General features: G+C 65.8%; 15 protein-coding genes. 12 read left to right on the forward strand and 3 right to left on the reverse strand.

The features are described from left to right. Positions 1-97: 97 nt before the first annotated feature. Complete coding sequence (locus tag AAC645_RS17350; protein ID WP_340317835.1) at positions 98-433, forward strand: UrcA family protein; 336 nt, start codon at positions 98-100, stop codon at positions 431-433. Positions 434-518: 85 nt separating this feature from the next. Here the strand turns inward: AAC645_RS17350 and AAC645_RS17355 are convergent, their stop codons facing one another. The 3 genes from AAC645_RS17355 to AAC645_RS17365 all read right to left on the reverse strand — a co-directional run bounded on the left by AAC645_RS17355 (position 519) and on the right by AAC645_RS17365 (position 3,187). Then, positions 519-1,553, reverse strand: coding sequence for an LLM class flavin-dependent oxidoreductase (locus AAC645_RS17355; protein WP_340317837.1), 1,035 nt, complete (start codon positions 1,551-1,553; stop codon positions 519-521). Between the two features lie 60 nt (positions 1,554-1,613). Then, on the reverse strand, positions 1,614-2,153 hold the full coding sequence (locus AAC645_RS17360; RefSeq protein WP_340317839.1) for a peroxiredoxin: 540 nt from the start codon (positions 2,151-2,153) through the stop codon (positions 1,614-1,616). A 62-nt stretch (positions 2,154-2,215) separates the two neighbouring features. Beyond that, positions 2,216-3,187 (reverse strand): retroviral-like aspartic protease family protein, encoded by a 972-nt coding sequence (locus AAC645_RS17365; RefSeq protein WP_340317840.1) that lies wholly within the window; start codon positions 3,185-3,187, stop codon positions 2,216-2,218. A gap of 139 nt (positions 3,188-3,326) precedes the next feature. Between AAC645_RS17365 and AAC645_RS17370 the strand changes: the two genes are divergently transcribed. The 11 genes from AAC645_RS17370 (at position 3,327) to AAC645_RS17420 (ending at position 15,094) form a co-directional block, all read left to right on the forward strand. Then, complete coding sequence (locus AAC645_RS17370; protein WP_340317841.1) at positions 3,327-3,668, forward strand: hypothetical protein; 342 nt, start codon at positions 3,327-3,329, stop codon at positions 3,666-3,668. Between the two features lie 21 nt (positions 3,669-3,689). Beyond that, positions 3,690-4,511 (forward strand): OmpA family protein, encoded by an 822-nt coding sequence (locus AAC645_RS17375; RefSeq protein ID WP_340317842.1) that lies wholly within the window; start codon positions 3,690-3,692, stop codon positions 4,509-4,511. A gap of 165 nt (positions 4,512-4,676) precedes the next feature. Then, complete coding sequence (locus AAC645_RS17380; RefSeq protein WP_340317843.1) at positions 4,677-6,200, forward strand: efflux transporter outer membrane subunit; 1,524 nt, start codon at positions 4,677-4,679, stop codon at positions 6,198-6,200. Further along, positions 6,200-7,618, forward strand: a complete 1,419-nt coding sequence (locus tag AAC645_RS17385; protein ID WP_340317844.1) for an efflux RND transporter periplasmic adaptor subunit — start codon at positions 6,200-6,202, stop codon at positions 7,616-7,618. The genes AAC645_RS17380 and AAC645_RS17385 overlap by 1 nt, the downstream gene beginning before the upstream one ends. Continuing rightward, positions 7,608-8,336 carry an ABC transporter ATP-binding protein gene (locus AAC645_RS17390; protein WP_340317845.1) on the forward strand — a complete coding sequence of 243 codons (729 nt, stop codon included), beginning with the start codon at positions 7,608-7,610 and terminating at the stop codon, positions 8,334-8,336. Before AAC645_RS17385 ends, AAC645_RS17390 begins: the two co-directional genes overlap by 11 nt. Positions 8,337-8,463: 127 nt before the next feature. Further along, positions 8,464-9,672, forward strand: coding sequence for an ABC transporter permease (locus AAC645_RS17395; RefSeq protein WP_340317846.1), 1,209 nt, complete (start codon positions 8,464-8,466; stop codon positions 9,670-9,672). Next, positions 9,669-10,346, forward strand: a complete 678-nt coding sequence (locus tag AAC645_RS17400) for an EF-hand domain-containing protein (RefSeq protein ID WP_340317847.1) — start codon at positions 9,669-9,671, stop codon at positions 10,344-10,346. The genes AAC645_RS17395 and AAC645_RS17400 overlap by 4 nt, the downstream gene beginning before the upstream one ends. Then, positions 10,343-11,047 (forward strand): response regulator, encoded by a 705-nt coding sequence (locus tag AAC645_RS17405; protein ID WP_340317848.1) that lies wholly within the window; start codon positions 10,343-10,345, stop codon positions 11,045-11,047. The genes AAC645_RS17400 and AAC645_RS17405 overlap by 4 nt, the downstream gene beginning before the upstream one ends. Before the next feature lie 8 nt (positions 11,048-11,055). Then, on the forward strand, positions 11,056-12,489 hold the full coding sequence (locus tag AAC645_RS17410) for a HAMP domain-containing sensor histidine kinase (RefSeq protein ID WP_340317849.1): 1,434 nt from the start codon (positions 11,056-11,058) through the stop codon (positions 12,487-12,489). 186 nt (positions 12,490-12,675) lie between these two features. Beyond that, a complete protein-coding gene (locus AAC645_RS17415; RefSeq protein ID WP_340317850.1) occupies positions 12,676-13,935 on the forward strand; it encodes a 3-methyl-2-oxobutanoate dehydrogenase (2-methylpropanoyl-transferring) subunit alpha in 1,260 nt (419 codons plus the stop codon). 154 nt (positions 13,936-14,089) lie between these two features. Beyond that, positions 14,090-15,094, forward strand: coding sequence for an alpha-ketoacid dehydrogenase subunit beta (locus AAC645_RS17420; protein ID WP_340317865.1), 1,005 nt, complete (start codon positions 14,090-14,092; stop codon positions 15,092-15,094). Position 15,095: the final 1 nt, after the last annotated feature.

Raw genomic sequence — 15,095 nt, forward strand, 5'->3', positions numbered from 1 at the left:
GGGCGAGCTAAGGGCTGGCTGTAGTCGAACCCGGCTGCATGAAAACAGAACGGGCGTACGAGCCGACACAGGTCCGGCGCCAGCAGGAGAAGAGACAATGATCAAATATGCGCTGATCGCGCTCGCCTGTTCGGCGGGGCTGTCGACGGCCGCGCTCGCCGCGCCGGAAGACATTGCGGTGGCTGCGACGGACGCGCTTACCCGTACGGCCACCGTCAACATCGCCGACCTCGACTTGAACCAGGCACGCGGCAAGGTCGTGCTGCATTCGCGCCTCAAGCAGGCCGTTCGCGCAGTTTGCGAAACCGACGCCGCGTGCAACTATCAGGCGGAGCGCGAAACCGCACGGCTCGCCTCCAACGCGATAGCGGCCGCCAGCGGCGAGATGGCATCGGCGATGCCGACCCGCCTGATGGTCCGCGGCGCGCGCTGATTGGGGCGACGGCGGGCTGCTCTCTTGCGGCCCGCCGGTTGCCGCCGGTCCATCCACAAAAGGCTGGACGCGGGAGCGAGAATGATCAGGCCGCCTTGGCGTTTTGCCGCATCCCGAAGGCTTCGGCAACCAGTTCGTAGGAGCGCCGCCGCTTCCCATGGTCCGGCATGATGTTGACGAGCATCATCTCCTGCGCACCATAGAGCGCGGCGACGCTTTCCAGTTCCGCACGCACCTCGCGGCCATTCCCCAGCAGCATGCGCCGGTCCCGCTGGGCAGCGCCGACATTGTTGCGCGCCCAAACCCGCGCCGTCTCGATCGAGGGGATGCGCATCATCTTGCCCGCAAGCACATGGGCGAACATCATCGCGAACGGCATCGCCAGTTCCTCGGCTTCCGCGCGGTCCGTTGCAGCGATCGCCCATAAACCGACCATCAGATGTGGTTCGCCGCACCATATCGAAGGTCGGAAGGCGCGCCGGTATACGTCCGCCAGCGGCACCGCGTGCGGATTGATGAAGTCGGCGATACAGTAGGGCAAACCCATCTCCCCGGCCCATCTGGCGCTGTCCGGCGAGGTGCCGAGCATCCAGGGCGCCGGTGATCCCTCGGTGCCGTCGGGCAGCGTTTGGGCGAGCGTTGCGAAAAGGTGATCGGCAGGCAGGCTGTCCGAAAGATAAGCGAGCAGTTCGGCGACGTGGTTGGGAAAATCGTCCGACGGAATCCGGCGCGAACGATCGCGCTGCAGCGCATAAGCGGCACGCTGGTCGGACCCCGCTGCGCGACCGAGACCCAGATCGATGCGGCCGGGCGCTATTGCGCCGAGCAGCCGAAACGTCTCGGCAATCTTGAAGGGAGAGAAATGGGGCAGCATGATCCCGCCCGATCCGACCCTGATTCGTTTCGTGGCCAGCGCAACGGGACCGATCAGCGCTTCCGGGGCGACGCCGACGACACCCAGAGAGGCATGATGCTCGGCAAGCCAGTAGCGATCATAGCCCAACGCATCGCAGGTTTGCGCCAGATCGAGGGTGTTGCGCACCGCCTCGGCGGCGGTCATTCCCTCGGCGACAGGAGACTGATCGAGGACGGACAGACGGATGGGGGCGGGGCTGGTCATGCGCCCGATGTAAGGGGTTCGCGCCTGTTGTCCAACCGCATGTACAATTGTCGCTGTCGGTTAATGCGTGGCCTTCCACGCCTTCACCGCATCCATGGTGCCGGTGACATGCCCGACCGGGCTCATCGCGGTGTAGGCGAAGATTACCTTGCCGTCGGGGGCGATTACATAGGATGTGCGATCGGTTCGGCCGGGCACCAGCGCCAGCGCGACATCATAGCCCTTGATCATCGCCGGTGTGGCGACGCCGACCGCGAATTTGTTGCGGCATTCCTCGACCGAGAATCGGCTGAGCTTGTCGATGGGATCCGCGGCCATGCCGATCACGGTCGCGCCCATTTTGTTGAACTCTTCGGTTGCCTCGGCGAACGCATGCGCCTCGACCGTGCAGCCCGAGGTGAAGGCGGCAGGAAAGAAATAGAGCACGACCGGCCCCTTCTTCAGCGCCTTGGACAGCGAGAAGGCGAAGTTCTTGCCGGCCAGCGATGCCTGCGTGTCGAAAGCCGGGGCCTTCGCGCCCACGGGAATGGCGGCTTGGGTCACGCCGAGCGGCAGAGCGAGCATTGCGAGCAGGCTTACGGTTTTCAGCAAGGAACGCATGGCATTCTCCACGGACGGGAAAGCCAGTCTAGCGCGTATCGCCCACGCGTCCAGCAGAAGCATCAACCGCGCTTCGGCAGCATGTTCTCCGCCATTCGCGGCAGCGGCGCCGTTAGCGCGTCGCCGTTCAGCAGGAAGCGGACACTGCGATTGGCGAAGTCGATCGAGACGCGGTCGAACGCGTGCAATGCGTCCATGCCCAGCAGCAGCGCCGGTTTGGAGTCCAGCCCCAGCCGGCGAAAGATCTGCACGTCGGCAAAGGCGATCGGCATATCGTTGATGCTGACGCCGCCGATCCGCACATGCCGGATAGAGCTATAGTCCGCCAGTGTCTGGCCACCGGTGACGCTGGTAATGCTGATCGGTACGAACGGACCGAGACGGTGGCGCTTCGCCAGCTTCGCCCGCAACAGCGGATTGCCGATCGAAACAGCGGATCCGGTGTCGATGATGACGCTGATCTTCTGTCCGTCGGCGTCGGCATCGACCAGAATCAACTGGCCGAGCCGTCGGCGTGCGGTGACGATGATCTCGTCGCTTACCACCGGCGCGGCATGGCTCGCGTCGCTGATCGACATGCGCATCTTGCGGAAATCCATGATCACCCGCTTGGTCTGCAGGCTGTCGATGCCGAGCATGCCGACGGCGCCGAGATGCTCCTGCGACAATATGGGCGCTTCGAGATCGGAGACATAGCTGCGGCTAGAGGTCAGGCGCAGTTCCGCCACTATCGCCGTCTGCACCTCGTCCATGCCGGCGATGCTGAGCAGCGTGACCGGTCTCGCCGGCGCCAGCGTAAGCCGGTCCGCCAGTTCTCGCGAGATGACCGTGCGTTCTGCCCCGGTATCCACCACGAAATGATAGGGTCCGCCGCCATTGATCGTCACGGGAACCGTCAGCCGCGAACTCAGGTCGCGGCCGCCCTGGACGTTCTCGCTGGGCGCGATCTCCGGCGTCGCTGCAGGCAGGGAGCAGGCCAGCAGCCCCAGCGCGGCAAAACCGGCGACTTCCCGGTAGGTAGGCAGGATCCTCATCGTCGGTTCCTATCCAGCTATTGCACCAGGATAGGCCTTTACCGCCGCGCCGACAATCGCGCGTACCGATTCGGAAACGGAACCAGAGCAGCGACCACCGGTTTTACCGACCGTGCAGCAGCATGCGGAGAGTTGGATCATGAAAATACTGTTTTATGTCGGCCTCGCCGCCGCGAGTCTGTCGGCGCTTGCCGTGTCGGGCGCGGCGATCGCCGGGGATGAGGATGACGCGCGCGTCGCCATAGCGGCGGCGAAGGCCAAGCTGGATGCCGCCGAAAAGGCGGGCGCCGGCGGCAACGCTGGCGACGTGCTCAACCGCAGCCGCAGCGTGCTCGATGAAGCCAACGCCCAGTTCCGCAAGGACGAGGATCGCCACGCACTGGTCCTCGCGCAGGAGGCGGATGCACTCGCGGATCTCGCGGTCGCGACCGCCGAACTGCGGGCGCTCGAAACCGAGCGTTCGAAGATCGCCGTCAACTGATCGGCTGGAGAGGATATCATAATGAACAAGCTCATGATCAGCCTCGCCGCCGCCACGGCGGTCGCAGGCGCCGCCGTCCCGGCCTTCGCCGACAAGACCGACAAGCTCGTCACTGACGAATATCGCGAGAAGATCGCGGTCGCGCGGGCCGAGCCCGGGGTCGCGGAATATGGCGCGGTCTATCTCGATCGCGCATCGGACCGGATCGCCAAGCTCGACAAGAAACTCGACAACGACAAGTCCGGCCAAGCCGAGGCGGTCGCCGGCGAGATCAATGCGCTGATCGAAACCGCGCGGACCCGGGCCCGCATCGCCATGCTCAAGGAAGACGTCGAGCGGGCCAAGTCGCAGGCGGCGGCCCAGACCAGCGACAAGGTCGCCAGCGCGCAGGCCGATGCTGCCGCCGCCCGGGCCGAGGCTGATCGGCTGAAGGCGCAGATGCGCGAGTACCAGCTCAAGCAGACCCAGCTGGGTGCGACACTGGTTCTCCAGGATGTCGTGTTCGAAACCGGCAAGGCCGATCTCAAGGCGGGCTCGGCCCAGCGGCTCCAGCCGCTCGCCCAATATCTCCAGGCCAATCCCACAGTGAAGGTGCGGATCGACGGCCACACCGATTCCCAGGGCGCGGATGCCTACAACCAGCAGCTGTCGCAGGCGCGTGCCGAAGCGGTGCGCACCGCCCTGGCCGGCATGGGGGTGGCGCCGGAACGGATCACCGCGGTCGGCCATGGCGAAGCCCAACCGGTTGCAGACAACAAGATAGCCGCAGGCCGCCAGCAGAACCGCCGCGTCGAAGTGACGCTGGTCGGCCAGCAGGCGGACGCTTTTGCCGCGGTAAACTGACGGCAGGCGCCGATCAGCGCGTCAGGCGCCCGTCCGCCATCTCGGCGGGCGGGCGTTTTGCCGTCCGCCTTGTTGCGGGCGGGCAACGAAGCGGATTATGTGCCCCGGAAACCGGCATTTCATTGATGACATCGCGCGACATGAAAGGACTCTAAGAGCAGCGGCATGAAGACGGACGATTGCCTTGCATACGCATCACGCCCTGGCCTGGCGCTGGTGGTGCTGCTGCTGTCCGCATGCAATGCGGGGCCCGACTATCGACCTCCGGCCGCGTCCGCGCTGAAGATACCCGATCAGTTCCAGGCATCCTCCACGATCACGCCCGAGCAGGACATGGTCGATCTCGCCCGCTGGTGGGAAAGCTTCGAGGATCCGGTGCTGACCCAACTGGTCGATCGCGCCTTCGCCGGCAATCTCGATGTCGCCGCCGCTGGGGCGAGGCTGCGGCAGGGGCGCGCCAGCTTGCGCGGTGCGCAGGGGCAGGCGCTGCCCTCGGTCGACGCCAGTGCCTCGGTATCGCGCAGCATAGGCAACAACGGCTCATCCATCATCGATCCCGCCACGGGGCAGACGATAAGCCGCGGCGGCGACACGACCGTGTATCGCGGCGGCTTCGATGTGGCGTGGGAGGCCGATCTGTTCGGCGGCATCCGCCGTTCGATCGAAGCGGCTAGGGCATCCGCAGAGGCTGGCGAAGCCGATCTGCGCTTCACCCAGGCGAGCATCGCCTCGGAGGTCGGGCTCAACTATGTCGATGCCCGGCTCGCCCAGATCCGATTGCGCATCGCGCGCGAAAACCTGTCGTCGCAGGACGATACGTTGGAGATCGTCGGGTGGCGACGCCAGGCCGGGCTGGTCTCAAGCCTGGACTATGAACAGGCGCGCCAGCTCCGCGCCCAGACCGCGGCATCGATCCCGACGATCGAGAACGACTATAGCACCGCAGTGAACCACATCGCCGTGCTGCTGGGAGAAGCGCCCGGCGCCGTCACCGCGCTGATCGATCCGCCGGCATCGATACCGCTTGCTCCCGGCGTCGGTGCGCCCATCCCCGCGCAGGTCATCGAGCGTCGGCCCGACGTCGCGAGCGCCGAACGCGCATTGGCCGCCGAAAGCGCGCGGATCGGTGTCGAGACCGCGCAGCTCTATCCCGCGCTCAGGCTGTCGGGCACCTTCGCCGGTTCGGCGACATCCGTGGGCAATGTCGTCAGCAACGGCATCGGCAATCTGATCGCCGGCATCACCGCGCCGATCTTCGAAGGTGGCCAGATCCGCGCTGCTATCCTCGGCCAGCGCGCTGCCGCCGACGCGGCCTATAACGCGTATCGCAAGGCCGTGCTAACCGCGCTGGAGGAGGCGGAGAATGCGCTCAAGAGCCGGGAGGTGGCCGAGCGGCGCGAGGGCGATCTGGTCGTGAGCTACGAAGCCGCCAACAACGCGGCGATATATGCCCGCCTGCAATATCGCTCCGGTCTGATCGATTTCCAGTCGCTGCTCGATGCGCAGCGCAGCCTGTTGTCAACCCAGGACGCGACGGCGACCGCGCGCGCCGCCCGCGCCAGTGCTACCATCCAGCTCTACAAGGCGTTGGGCGGCGGCTGGCAGGCGGCGCCGATCCCGGCGCCAGGCCCGTTCGAAGGCGGCGGCAAGGCAGCCGAGCTACCAATGCAGTCCGAAAAGAGACCTTGATGGACGATACCGACAAGCAACCGCCGTCGCCGGTGTCTTCGCAGCAGGATCTGGACGAATTTCTCGGCATCGAGCCGGTTTCGCCGCGCGCGGCGCTGTTCCGGCGGATCGGCATAGGGCTTGCCATCCTGGTCGTGCTGGTGATCCTCTGGCGGCTGATCTTCGGCGGCGACGACAAGGCTGCCTATGCGACGCGCCCGGTTGAGCGGGGGGACCTCACTGTCGTCGTGTCCGCGACCGGCAACCTCGCACCGACGAACCAGGTCGAGGTCGGTTCGGAGCAGTCGGGTACGGTGGTCGAGGTCTATGTCGACAACAATGATCGTGTTCGCAAAGGCCAGCTCCTCGCCAAGCTCGATCCGTCGCGGCTCGAGGACACGGTGAACCAGGCGCAGGCCGGGCTCGCGTCTGCCGAGGCCGGCGTCCAGCAGGCCGAGGCAACCGAGCAGCAGGCGCGCGCGACATTGCGACGACAGGAAAGCGTGTGGCGATTATCGGGCGGCAAGGTGCCATCCGCCACCGAACTGGACGTCGCGCGGGCCGATGCCGCCCGTGCGGCGGCCGGCGTTGCGACGGCGCGCGCCGCGGTCGAGCAGGCGCGTGCAACGCTGTCCTCTGCGCAGACGGCGCTGTCGAAAGCCTTCATCAAGTCTCCGGTCAACGGCCAGGTGCTCTCGCGATCGATCGAGCCGGGCCAGACCGTCGCCGCTTCGCTTAATGCTCCGGTGCTCTTCACCATCGCCGAGGACCTCCGCCAGATGCGGCTCGAGGTGAAGGTCGACGAAGCCGATGTCGGGCAGGTTCGCAAAGGCCAGCGCGCGACCTTCACCGTCGACGCCTTCCCCGGCCGGACCTTCCCCGCGACGATCGAGCGGGTCGATGTCGGCGCCAACGCCACAACCAGCGGCACATCCAGCACGACCACGACGAGCAGCGCGGCTACCAGCGGCGTCGTCGCCTACACGGCGCGATTGACCGTTTCGAACGGCGACGGGCTGCTTCGGCCCGGCATGACCGCGACTGCCGACATCGTCACCACCGAGAAGAAGGATGTCCTGCTGGTGCCGACCGCGGCGCTGCGTTTCTCGCCCGATCGCCAGCGAGCGGGCAGCGACAGCGGCGGGCTCGCCAGCGTGCTTGCTCCCCGGCCGATGCGGCGTAGTGGCAGCGGTACCAAGGAGGCTTCGATCGGACGCGGCAGCAAGCAGACCGTCTATGTCGTGGCGGAGGGTGGTGACACGCCCCAGCCTGTCCAGATCACCGTCGGGGAGAGCAATGGCAGCCAGGCGCAGGTGACCGGCGGCAAGCTGACCGAAGGCACCCAGGTCGTCATCGGCCAGTTTGCCGCCGACGGCCAGGGCGGTGGCGGTGCGGGCGCTGGCGGCGCCGGAGGCGGACAGCGGCGCAATGGCCAATGATATCGCCATCGGCGAGACGCTGATATCGCTGCGCGGCGTGACCAAGGTCTTCGGTGAGGGCGCGACCGCTTTCGCCGCGCTCAAGGGGGTCGACATCGATGTGGCACGCGGCGATTTCGTCGCCGTGATGGGCCCCTCGGGATCCGGCAAATCGACGACGATGAACATCCTCGGCTGCCTCGACGTGCCCACCGCCGGTGAGTTTCTATTCCGTTGTCACCATGTCGAACGGCTAGAGCGCGATCAGCGCGCGCTCCTGCGCCGCCGGTATCTCGGCTTCGTCTTTCAAGGCTTCAACCTGCTGGCGCGCACCACCGCGCTCGAGAATGTCGAGTTGCCGCTGGTCTATCGCGGCGAGGACAAGACCACCCGTCGCACCATGGCCATGGCCGCGCTCGACAAGGTCGGCCTCGCCGATTGGTGGGACCACACACCCGCGGAATTGTCGGGCGGCCAGCAGCAGCGGGTTGCGATCGCCCGGGCGATCGTCACCCACCCCGACGTGCTGCTGGCGGACGAGCCGACCGGCAACCTCGACAGCGAACGCTCGGTGGAGATCATGGAACTGCTGACCGACCTCAACCGCAACAGCGGCATCACCGTGCTGATGGTCACCCACGAGGCGGACATGGCCGCCTATGCTCATACGATCATCCACTTCCGCGATGGCCTCGTAGAGCGGACCGAGGTTACGAAGGGGCCGGGGGTGACGGGGTGAGCGCGACTCCATTTCCGTTCACCGTCATTCCAGCGGAGGCTGGAATCTCGTGCGGCAAAGGCGCGACCGAGCCTCCTGAGATTCCAGCCTTCGCTGGAATGACGGCTTGGGGCGAGGTGCTTGCCTGATGTACGCCACGACCTTCCTCCTTGCGGTCCGCGAAATCCGACGGCACCTGCTGCGCTCGTTCCTGACGATCCTCGGCATCGTGATCGGCGTGTGGGCGGTGGTCACTATGGTCACGCTCGGCAACGGCGCCACCGCCGCGGTCAAACAGCAGATTTCCAGCCTCGGCTCGAACGTGCTCCAGGTTCGCCCCGGCCAGGGCTTCGGGCGCGGCGGCGGCGGGCCGCAGCCGCCCGACTTCAAGATCGAGGACCTCGACGCGATCCGCAGCCAGATCGTCGGGGTGACCGCGGTCGCGCCGCTGGTCCAGTCGACCGGCACCGCGGTCTACAACGCCGCCAACTGGTCGACGACGATCAACGGCACCAATCGGGAGTATTTCATCGCGCAGCCGTGGACGTTCAGCAGCGGGCGATCCTTCAGCCCGGCCGAGGAGCAGTCCGGCAAGGCGGTGTGCATCATCGGCAACACCGTTCGCACCCGGCTGTTTCGCGGTACCGATGCGGTCGGCAAGCGCTTCCGCATCAAGAATATCTCCTGCGAGATCATCGGCACGCTCGCGGCCAAGGGGCAGGGCGGCTTCGGCAATGACCAGGACGATGTCGTGCTGATGCCGTACAAGGCGGTGCAGCGGCGAATGACCGGCAATCGTGATGTGCGGACGATCATGGTGTCGGTCGACGCCGAATATGACAGCCAGCAGATCCAGGCATCGCTGCGCAAATTGCTGCGCGAGCGCCGCCACCTGAACGCGGACGCTGAGGACGACTTCAACATCTTCGATACCAAGCAGATTTCAGATACGCTGCAGGGCACCACCCAGATCCTTACTTCGCTGCTCGGCGCGGTGGCCGCAGTCAGCCTGCTGGTGGGCGGCATCGGGATCATGAACATCATGCTGGTGTCGGTCACCGAGCGGACCCGCGAAATCGGCATCCGCCTCGCCATCGGCGCGGTCGCGCGCGAGGTGCTGCTGCAATTTCTGGTGGAGGCGGTAACGCTGGCCTGTCTCGGCGGTCTGCTCGGGCTGTTCCTCGCGCTGGTCTCGACGATCCTTCTCGCGCCGGTGCTCCAGGTGCCTTTCATCTTCGATCCCAAGATCAACCTGCTCGCCTTTTTCTTCTCGGCGGTCATCGGTGTGGTATTTGGCTATTTCCCGGCGCGCCGCGCGGCGTCGCTCAACCCGATCGAGGCTTTGCGGCACGAATGAAACGCGCGTTCCTCCTGCTGGCGGTGATGGCGGCGCCTGCCGTTGCACGGCCGGCAGCGCCGCCGGCGATCTGCTCCGAGCCGATCAAGCCGCAGCTGTTCATATCGCCGATGGGTGAGCCGTTTCGGCCGAAGGGGGATGACGACAATCCACCCAGACGCTGGTTCGATCAGGCCGATCGCGATCATGACGGCAAGCTGACGATCGGCGAGATGATGCTCGATGGCGACCGCTTCTTCGCGACGCTCGACAAGGATCATAACGGCGAGCTGCTGCCCGACGAAGTCTATGCCTATGAGCAGGATGTCGCCCCCGAGATTCGCCTCTACCAGCGCAGGCCAGGCGGCGAGCGCGGCGCGCCGAGAGCGGAGCGCGACGACGAACGGCAGCGTTCGCAGCGATACAAGGGCGGTCCGCCCGGTTTCGATGGCGCGACGGGTGCGGGCCGGTACGGTTTCCTCAATATCCCCAATCCGGTCGCCTCGGCCGATGACGACATCAACCGCGCCGTGTCTGCCAAGGAGTTCCGCGCCGCCGCGGCCGAGCGCTTCCGCGACCTCGATCCAAATCAGAGCAAGGCGCTGACCTTGGCCCAGCTGCCGAGCACGCCAGCCCAAATCGCCGCCAATGCCGCCTGTCTCGCCCGCGTCAAGGAAGCGAAGGCGCGCCGATGAGCAGCGCCAATCCCGCGATCCTGGTGGTCGACGATGACGCGGATCTGCGCACGCTGATAACCGATTTCCTCCGTGCCAACGGCCTGCGCGTCGAGAGCGCCGCCGACGGTGCCGAGATGGACGCTCGCATCGCGGCCGAGCGGCCCGACCTCATCGTGCTCGATCTGATGATGCCGGGCGAGGATGGGCTGTCGATCCTGCGCCGGCTGCGCAAGCCGGGTGGACCGGCGGTGATCATGCTCTCTGCGATGGGCGAGGATACCGACCGTATCATCGGGCTGGAGGTCGGCGCCGACGACTATCTCGCCAAGCCGTGCAATCCCCGCGAACTGCTCGCCCGCATCCGGGCTGTGCTGCGCCGTCGCGGCGACGAGGCGGCTGGGGCGGCCGGCGGCGCGGTGCGGCGCTTCGGCCCCTGGTCGCTCGACATCGTCCAGCGCGAAGTGCGGCGGCTTGACGCTGCGCCGGCGCCGCTCACCGATGCCGAGTTTCGGGTTCTGGCCGCCTTTCTGGACCGTCCCCAGCGTGTGCTCAGCCGTGACCAGCTGATCGAGGCGGGCAAGGGCATAGACAGCGACGTGTTCGACCGCGCCATCGACGTGACGATCAGCCGGCTGCGCAAGAAGCTGGGGCCCGACGATCCGATCCGCACCATCCGCAACGAGGGCTATATGTTCACGTTGCGGGTGGAGGGCGAATAGAGCCGCGGATGAAGCGCGCGCGCGGCCCAGCCCTGTCGATCTTCTGGCAGACGCTGCTGCTGCTGCTTGCCAGCGTTGCCGCGGTGTTCGTCGTCACCGTCAGTCTGTTCCTGTCGTCACCACCGCCACGTCCGGACTTCAATAGCCTTTCCGATATCGCCGAGGCTCTGTCAGGTCGTCGTGTCGCGCGCAGCCCGTCCTGGCAGACCATGGTCATTCCGCGCGATTATCGTGGTCGGCTGGCGGAGCCGCTGGAGCCGCCGCGTTCCGATTATGAAGAGCGCCAGCGTGAGCGGCGGCTGAGCATGGTGCAGGCGGCATCGGTGCCGCAGCCCGACCATGAGATGATCGCCGTGCCCTATTTCACGGCCCGCCTCGCGGCCCAGATCGGCGTACCGATCGATCGCGTCCGCCTCTACTTCGACCCCGATCAGCGCGGCCATATGCCGTTCCGTGCGAACGGAGACCGGCGGGTTATCATGCGCGGCGGCGAACCGATCTTCTTCGATACGGTCGTGGCGGGGTTGCAGACGGACAATGGCTGGCGGGTGGTACGCACTCCGCCCCGGGCCTGGCTGGCCCCCTGGCAAACCCGCATCGTCATGCTGTTCGGCCTCAGCATTCTCGCCGTAATCCCCTTCGCCTGGATCTTCGCCCGCGCGCTCGCCAAGCCAATCCGCCGTATCGCCGAAGCCGCCGACCGCATGGGCGCCAATCCGCAGGCGCCGCTCATCATCGAGGAGGGCCCGGCCGAACTGCGCGTCACGGCCCATGCGCTTAACCGGATGCAGCAACGACTCTCGGCCTATCTGACCGAGCGCACCAACATGATCGGTGCGATCGCGCATGACCTGCGTACGCCGCTGGCGCGGATCGCCTTTCGGATCGAGGGCGCCCCCGACGAGATGCGCGAGAAGATCCAGGGCGATATCGAGCAGATGCGGGCGATGATCGCTGCTACCATTTCCTTCGTGCGCGACACCGCTCGGATCAGCACCGTCGAACCGGTGCAACTGCACCTGTTGCTCGCCGATCTTGCAGCGGGCGAGCGTGAGGTCGGCCGCCCAGTGGGTTTGGGCGAGATCAAGCCGGTCGCGGTTTCGGGCGACCCCATGGCGCTCAGGCGCCTGTTCCAGAACCTGATAGACAATGGCGTCAGCTATGGCGGCGGGACCCAAATCACACTGGAGCGGGAAAATGGAGAGGCCGTGATCCGCGTGGCGGACCGCGGCGCCGGGGTTCCGGCAAAGGCGCTGGAGACAATGTTCCGGCCGTTCGAGCGTGGCGAACCCTCGCGCAATCGTTCAACGGGCGGGATCGGCCTGGGCCTGAGCATTGCCCGCGCCATCGCGCAGGAACATGGCGGCGGCTTGACCCTGGCGAATCGCGAGGGCGGGGGGTTGGAAGCGATTTGCCGGCTGCCGATCCTCCTCACGGAGTGAGCGCGCAACCTTTTGTTTCGCCGTCCCTGCTTGAGGTCACAGGAAATTTCTTAGCGGATGTCACGCCCGAAAGGATCGAGCGTTCCGCAGCCACAAGCTTGAACGTCTTTGTAATTTTATATCGCAGTGTTATTATTTCCTGACTAAGCCGCTCCACTAGGCGGCGGCCTTGAGAGGATCCTGCCGATGACCGGCCGCAACCTGCCGCCCCTGTCGCTCCACGTGCCGGAGCCGCCGTTCCGACCAGGCGATCACGCCGATTATAGCGACTTCGAAGTGCCGGTAGCCGGTGCGGTGGCGCGGCCGGCGATCGATGCCAGGCCCGCCGATATCCGCGAACTGAGCTACACGATGGTGCGCGTGCTCGACGACGAGGGGCGGGCGCAAGGGCCATGGGATCCGCGGCTCAGCCCCGAAACGCTGCTGAAGATGCTTCGCAGCATGGCGCTGACGCGGGCGTTCGACGAGCGGCTCTACCGCGCTCAGCGCCAGGGCAAAACCAGCTTCTACATGAAATGCACCGGCGAAGAGGCGACCTCGGTCGCGGCGGCGCACGCGCTTGACTATGATGACATGTGCTTCCCCAGCTATCGCCAGCAAGGGCTGCTGATCGCGCGCGACTGGTCGATCGTCGACATGATCAACCAGATCTATTCGAACCGTGCGGATCGGCTGAAGGGCCGGCAGCTGCCGATCATGTATTCGGTGCGTGCGGCCAATTTCTTTTCGATCTCCGGCAACCTCACCACCCAATATCCGCAGGCGGTGGGCTGGGCGATGGCCAGCGCGGCGCGCGGCGACACGCGGATCGCGGCGGTATGGTGCGGCGAGGGATCGACCGCCGAGGGCGACTTCCACTCGGCGATGACCTTCGCCTCGGTCTATCGGGCGCCAGTCATCCTCAACATCATCAATAACCAGTGGGCGATCTCCTCCTATTCCGGCTTCGCCGGAGCCGAAGCTACGACCTTCGCGGCGCGCGCGATCGGCTATGGCATCGCGGGGCTGCGCGTCGACGGCAACGATGCGCTGGCGGTCTATGCCGCCACCTCATGGGCGGCCGATCGCGCTCGCGGCAATCATGGCCCTACGTTGATCGAGCATTTCACCTATCGCGCCGAGGGCCATTCCACTTCGGACGATCCGAGCAAATATCGCTCGGCCGAGGAGGGGGGCAAATGGCCGCTGGGCGATCCGATCGCGCGGCTGAAGCAGCATGTCATCGCGCTCGGCATCTGGGACGAGGAGCGCCACGCGGCGATGGACCGGGAACTCGCCGAGATGGTGCGGGCGGCGCAGAAGGAGGCCGAGAAGAACGGCGTCCTCCAGGATGGCCTTAAACAGCCGTTCGACAGCATGTTCGAGGATGTGTTCGAGGAAATGCCCTGGCATCTGCGCGAGCAGTCGGCCGAGATGCAGGCCGAACGCAAGGCGGCGGGGATATAATGCTCAAGGACCAACCCTGTTTCGTCATTCCAGCGGAAGCTGGAATCTCGGTCGGTTCCTGCGGTGACACCGTCTTCTTGTCTCCTGAGATCCCGGCCTTCGCTGGGATGACGACAGTGAGGGGAGCCGCGACATGACCGGTGAAACCCGCACCATGAACATGATCCAGGCGATCAACTCGGCGCTCGACGTCGCTATGGCGCGCGACGACAAGATCGTCGTGCTCGGCGAGGATGTCGGCTATTTCGGAGGCGTCTTCAAGGCGACCGAGGGCTTGCAGAAAAAGTACGGCAAGACCCGCGTGTTCGACACGCCGATCAGCGAGAACGGCATCATCGGCGTCGCGGTCGGCATGGCGACCTATGGGTTGCGGCCGGTGCCGGAAATCCAGTTCGCCGACTATATCTATCCCGGGCTCGACCAGCTCGTCTCGGAGGCGGCGCGGCTGCGTTATCGCTCGGCGGGCGAATTCACCGCGCCGATCACGCTACGCACTCCGTTCGGCGGCGGCATCTTCGGCGGGCAGACCCATAGCCAGAGTCCCGAGGGTATCTTCACCCATGTCGCGGGTCTGAAGACGGTAATCCCGTCCAATCCCTACGACGCCAAGGGCCTGCTGATCGCCGCGATCGAGGACAATGACCCCGTCATCTTCTTCGAGCCCAAGCGCATCTATAACGGTCCTTTCGACGGTCATTATGATCGCCCGGTTTCGCCCTGGGCGAAGTTCGCCGGGAGCGCCGTGCCCGAAGGCCACTATACCGTGCCGCTAGGCAAGGCGAAGATCGTGCGGCCCGGCGAGGACGTCACCATCCTGAGCTACGGCACAATGGTCCATGTCGCGCTCGGAGCGGTCGTGGAAGGTGGGATCGATGCCGAGCTGATCGACCTGCGCACTCTGCTGCCACTCGACATGGAGACGATCGCCGCCTCGGTGAAGAAGACCGGGCGTTGCGTCGTGGTGCATGAGGCCACCAAGACCAGCGGCTTCGGCGCCGAATTATCGGCGCTGGTCCAGGAACATTGCTTCCACTCGCTGGAAGCGCCGATTCAACGCGTCACCGGCTGGGACACGCCGTATCCCCACAGCCTCGAATGGGCTTATTTCCCCGGTCCGGTGCGGCTGACCGAAGCGCTCAAGCGCGTCATGCAGGATTGAT

This window comes from Rhizorhabdus argentea, from assembly GCF_037861105.1.
In the GTDB taxonomy this organism is placed as follows: Bacteria; Pseudomonadota; Alphaproteobacteria; order Sphingomonadales; family Sphingomonadaceae; genus Rhizorhabdus; species Rhizorhabdus argentea.

Coding starts and splice junctions, on each gene's coding strand:
- AAC645_RS17350 (WP_340317835.1), top strand. CDS start 98: ATGATCAAATATGCGCTGATCGCGCTCGCCTGTTCGGCGGGGCTGTCG.
- AAC645_RS17355 (WP_340317837.1), bottom strand. CDS start 1,553: ATGACCAGCCCCGCCCCCATCCGTCTGTCCGTCCTCGATCAGTCTCCT.
- AAC645_RS17360 (WP_340317839.1), bottom strand. CDS start 2,153: ATGCGTTCCTTGCTGAAAACCGTAAGCCTGCTCGCAATGCTCGCTCTG.
- AAC645_RS17365 (WP_340317840.1), bottom strand. CDS start 3,187: ATGAGGATCCTGCCTACCTACCGGGAAGTCGCCGGTTTTGCCGCGCTG.
- AAC645_RS17370 (WP_340317841.1), top strand. CDS start 3,327: ATGAAAATACTGTTTTATGTCGGCCTCGCCGCCGCGAGTCTGTCGGCG.
- AAC645_RS17375 (WP_340317842.1), top strand. CDS start 3,690: ATGAACAAGCTCATGATCAGCCTCGCCGCCGCCACGGCGGTCGCAGGC.
- AAC645_RS17380 (WP_340317843.1), top strand. CDS start 4,677: ATGAAGACGGACGATTGCCTTGCATACGCATCACGCCCTGGCCTGGCG.
- AAC645_RS17385 (WP_340317844.1), top strand. CDS start 6,200: ATGGACGATACCGACAAGCAACCGCCGTCGCCGGTGTCTTCGCAGCAG.
- AAC645_RS17390 (WP_340317845.1), top strand. CDS start 7,608: ATGGCCAATGATATCGCCATCGGCGAGACGCTGATATCGCTGCGCGGC.
- AAC645_RS17395 (WP_340317846.1), top strand. CDS start 8,464: ATGTACGCCACGACCTTCCTCCTTGCGGTCCGCGAAATCCGACGGCAC.
- AAC645_RS17400 (WP_340317847.1), top strand. CDS start 9,669: ATGAAACGCGCGTTCCTCCTGCTGGCGGTGATGGCGGCGCCTGCCGTT.
- AAC645_RS17405 (WP_340317848.1), top strand. CDS start 10,343: ATGAGCAGCGCCAATCCCGCGATCCTGGTGGTCGACGATGACGCGGAT.
- AAC645_RS17410 (WP_340317849.1), top strand. CDS start 11,056: ATGAAGCGCGCGCGCGGCCCAGCCCTGTCGATCTTCTGGCAGACGCTG.
- AAC645_RS17415 (WP_340317850.1), top strand. CDS start 12,676: ATGACCGGCCGCAACCTGCCGCCCCTGTCGCTCCACGTGCCGGAGCCG.
- AAC645_RS17420 (WP_340317865.1), top strand. CDS start 14,090: ATGAACATGATCCAGGCGATCAACTCGGCGCTCGACGTCGCTATGGCG.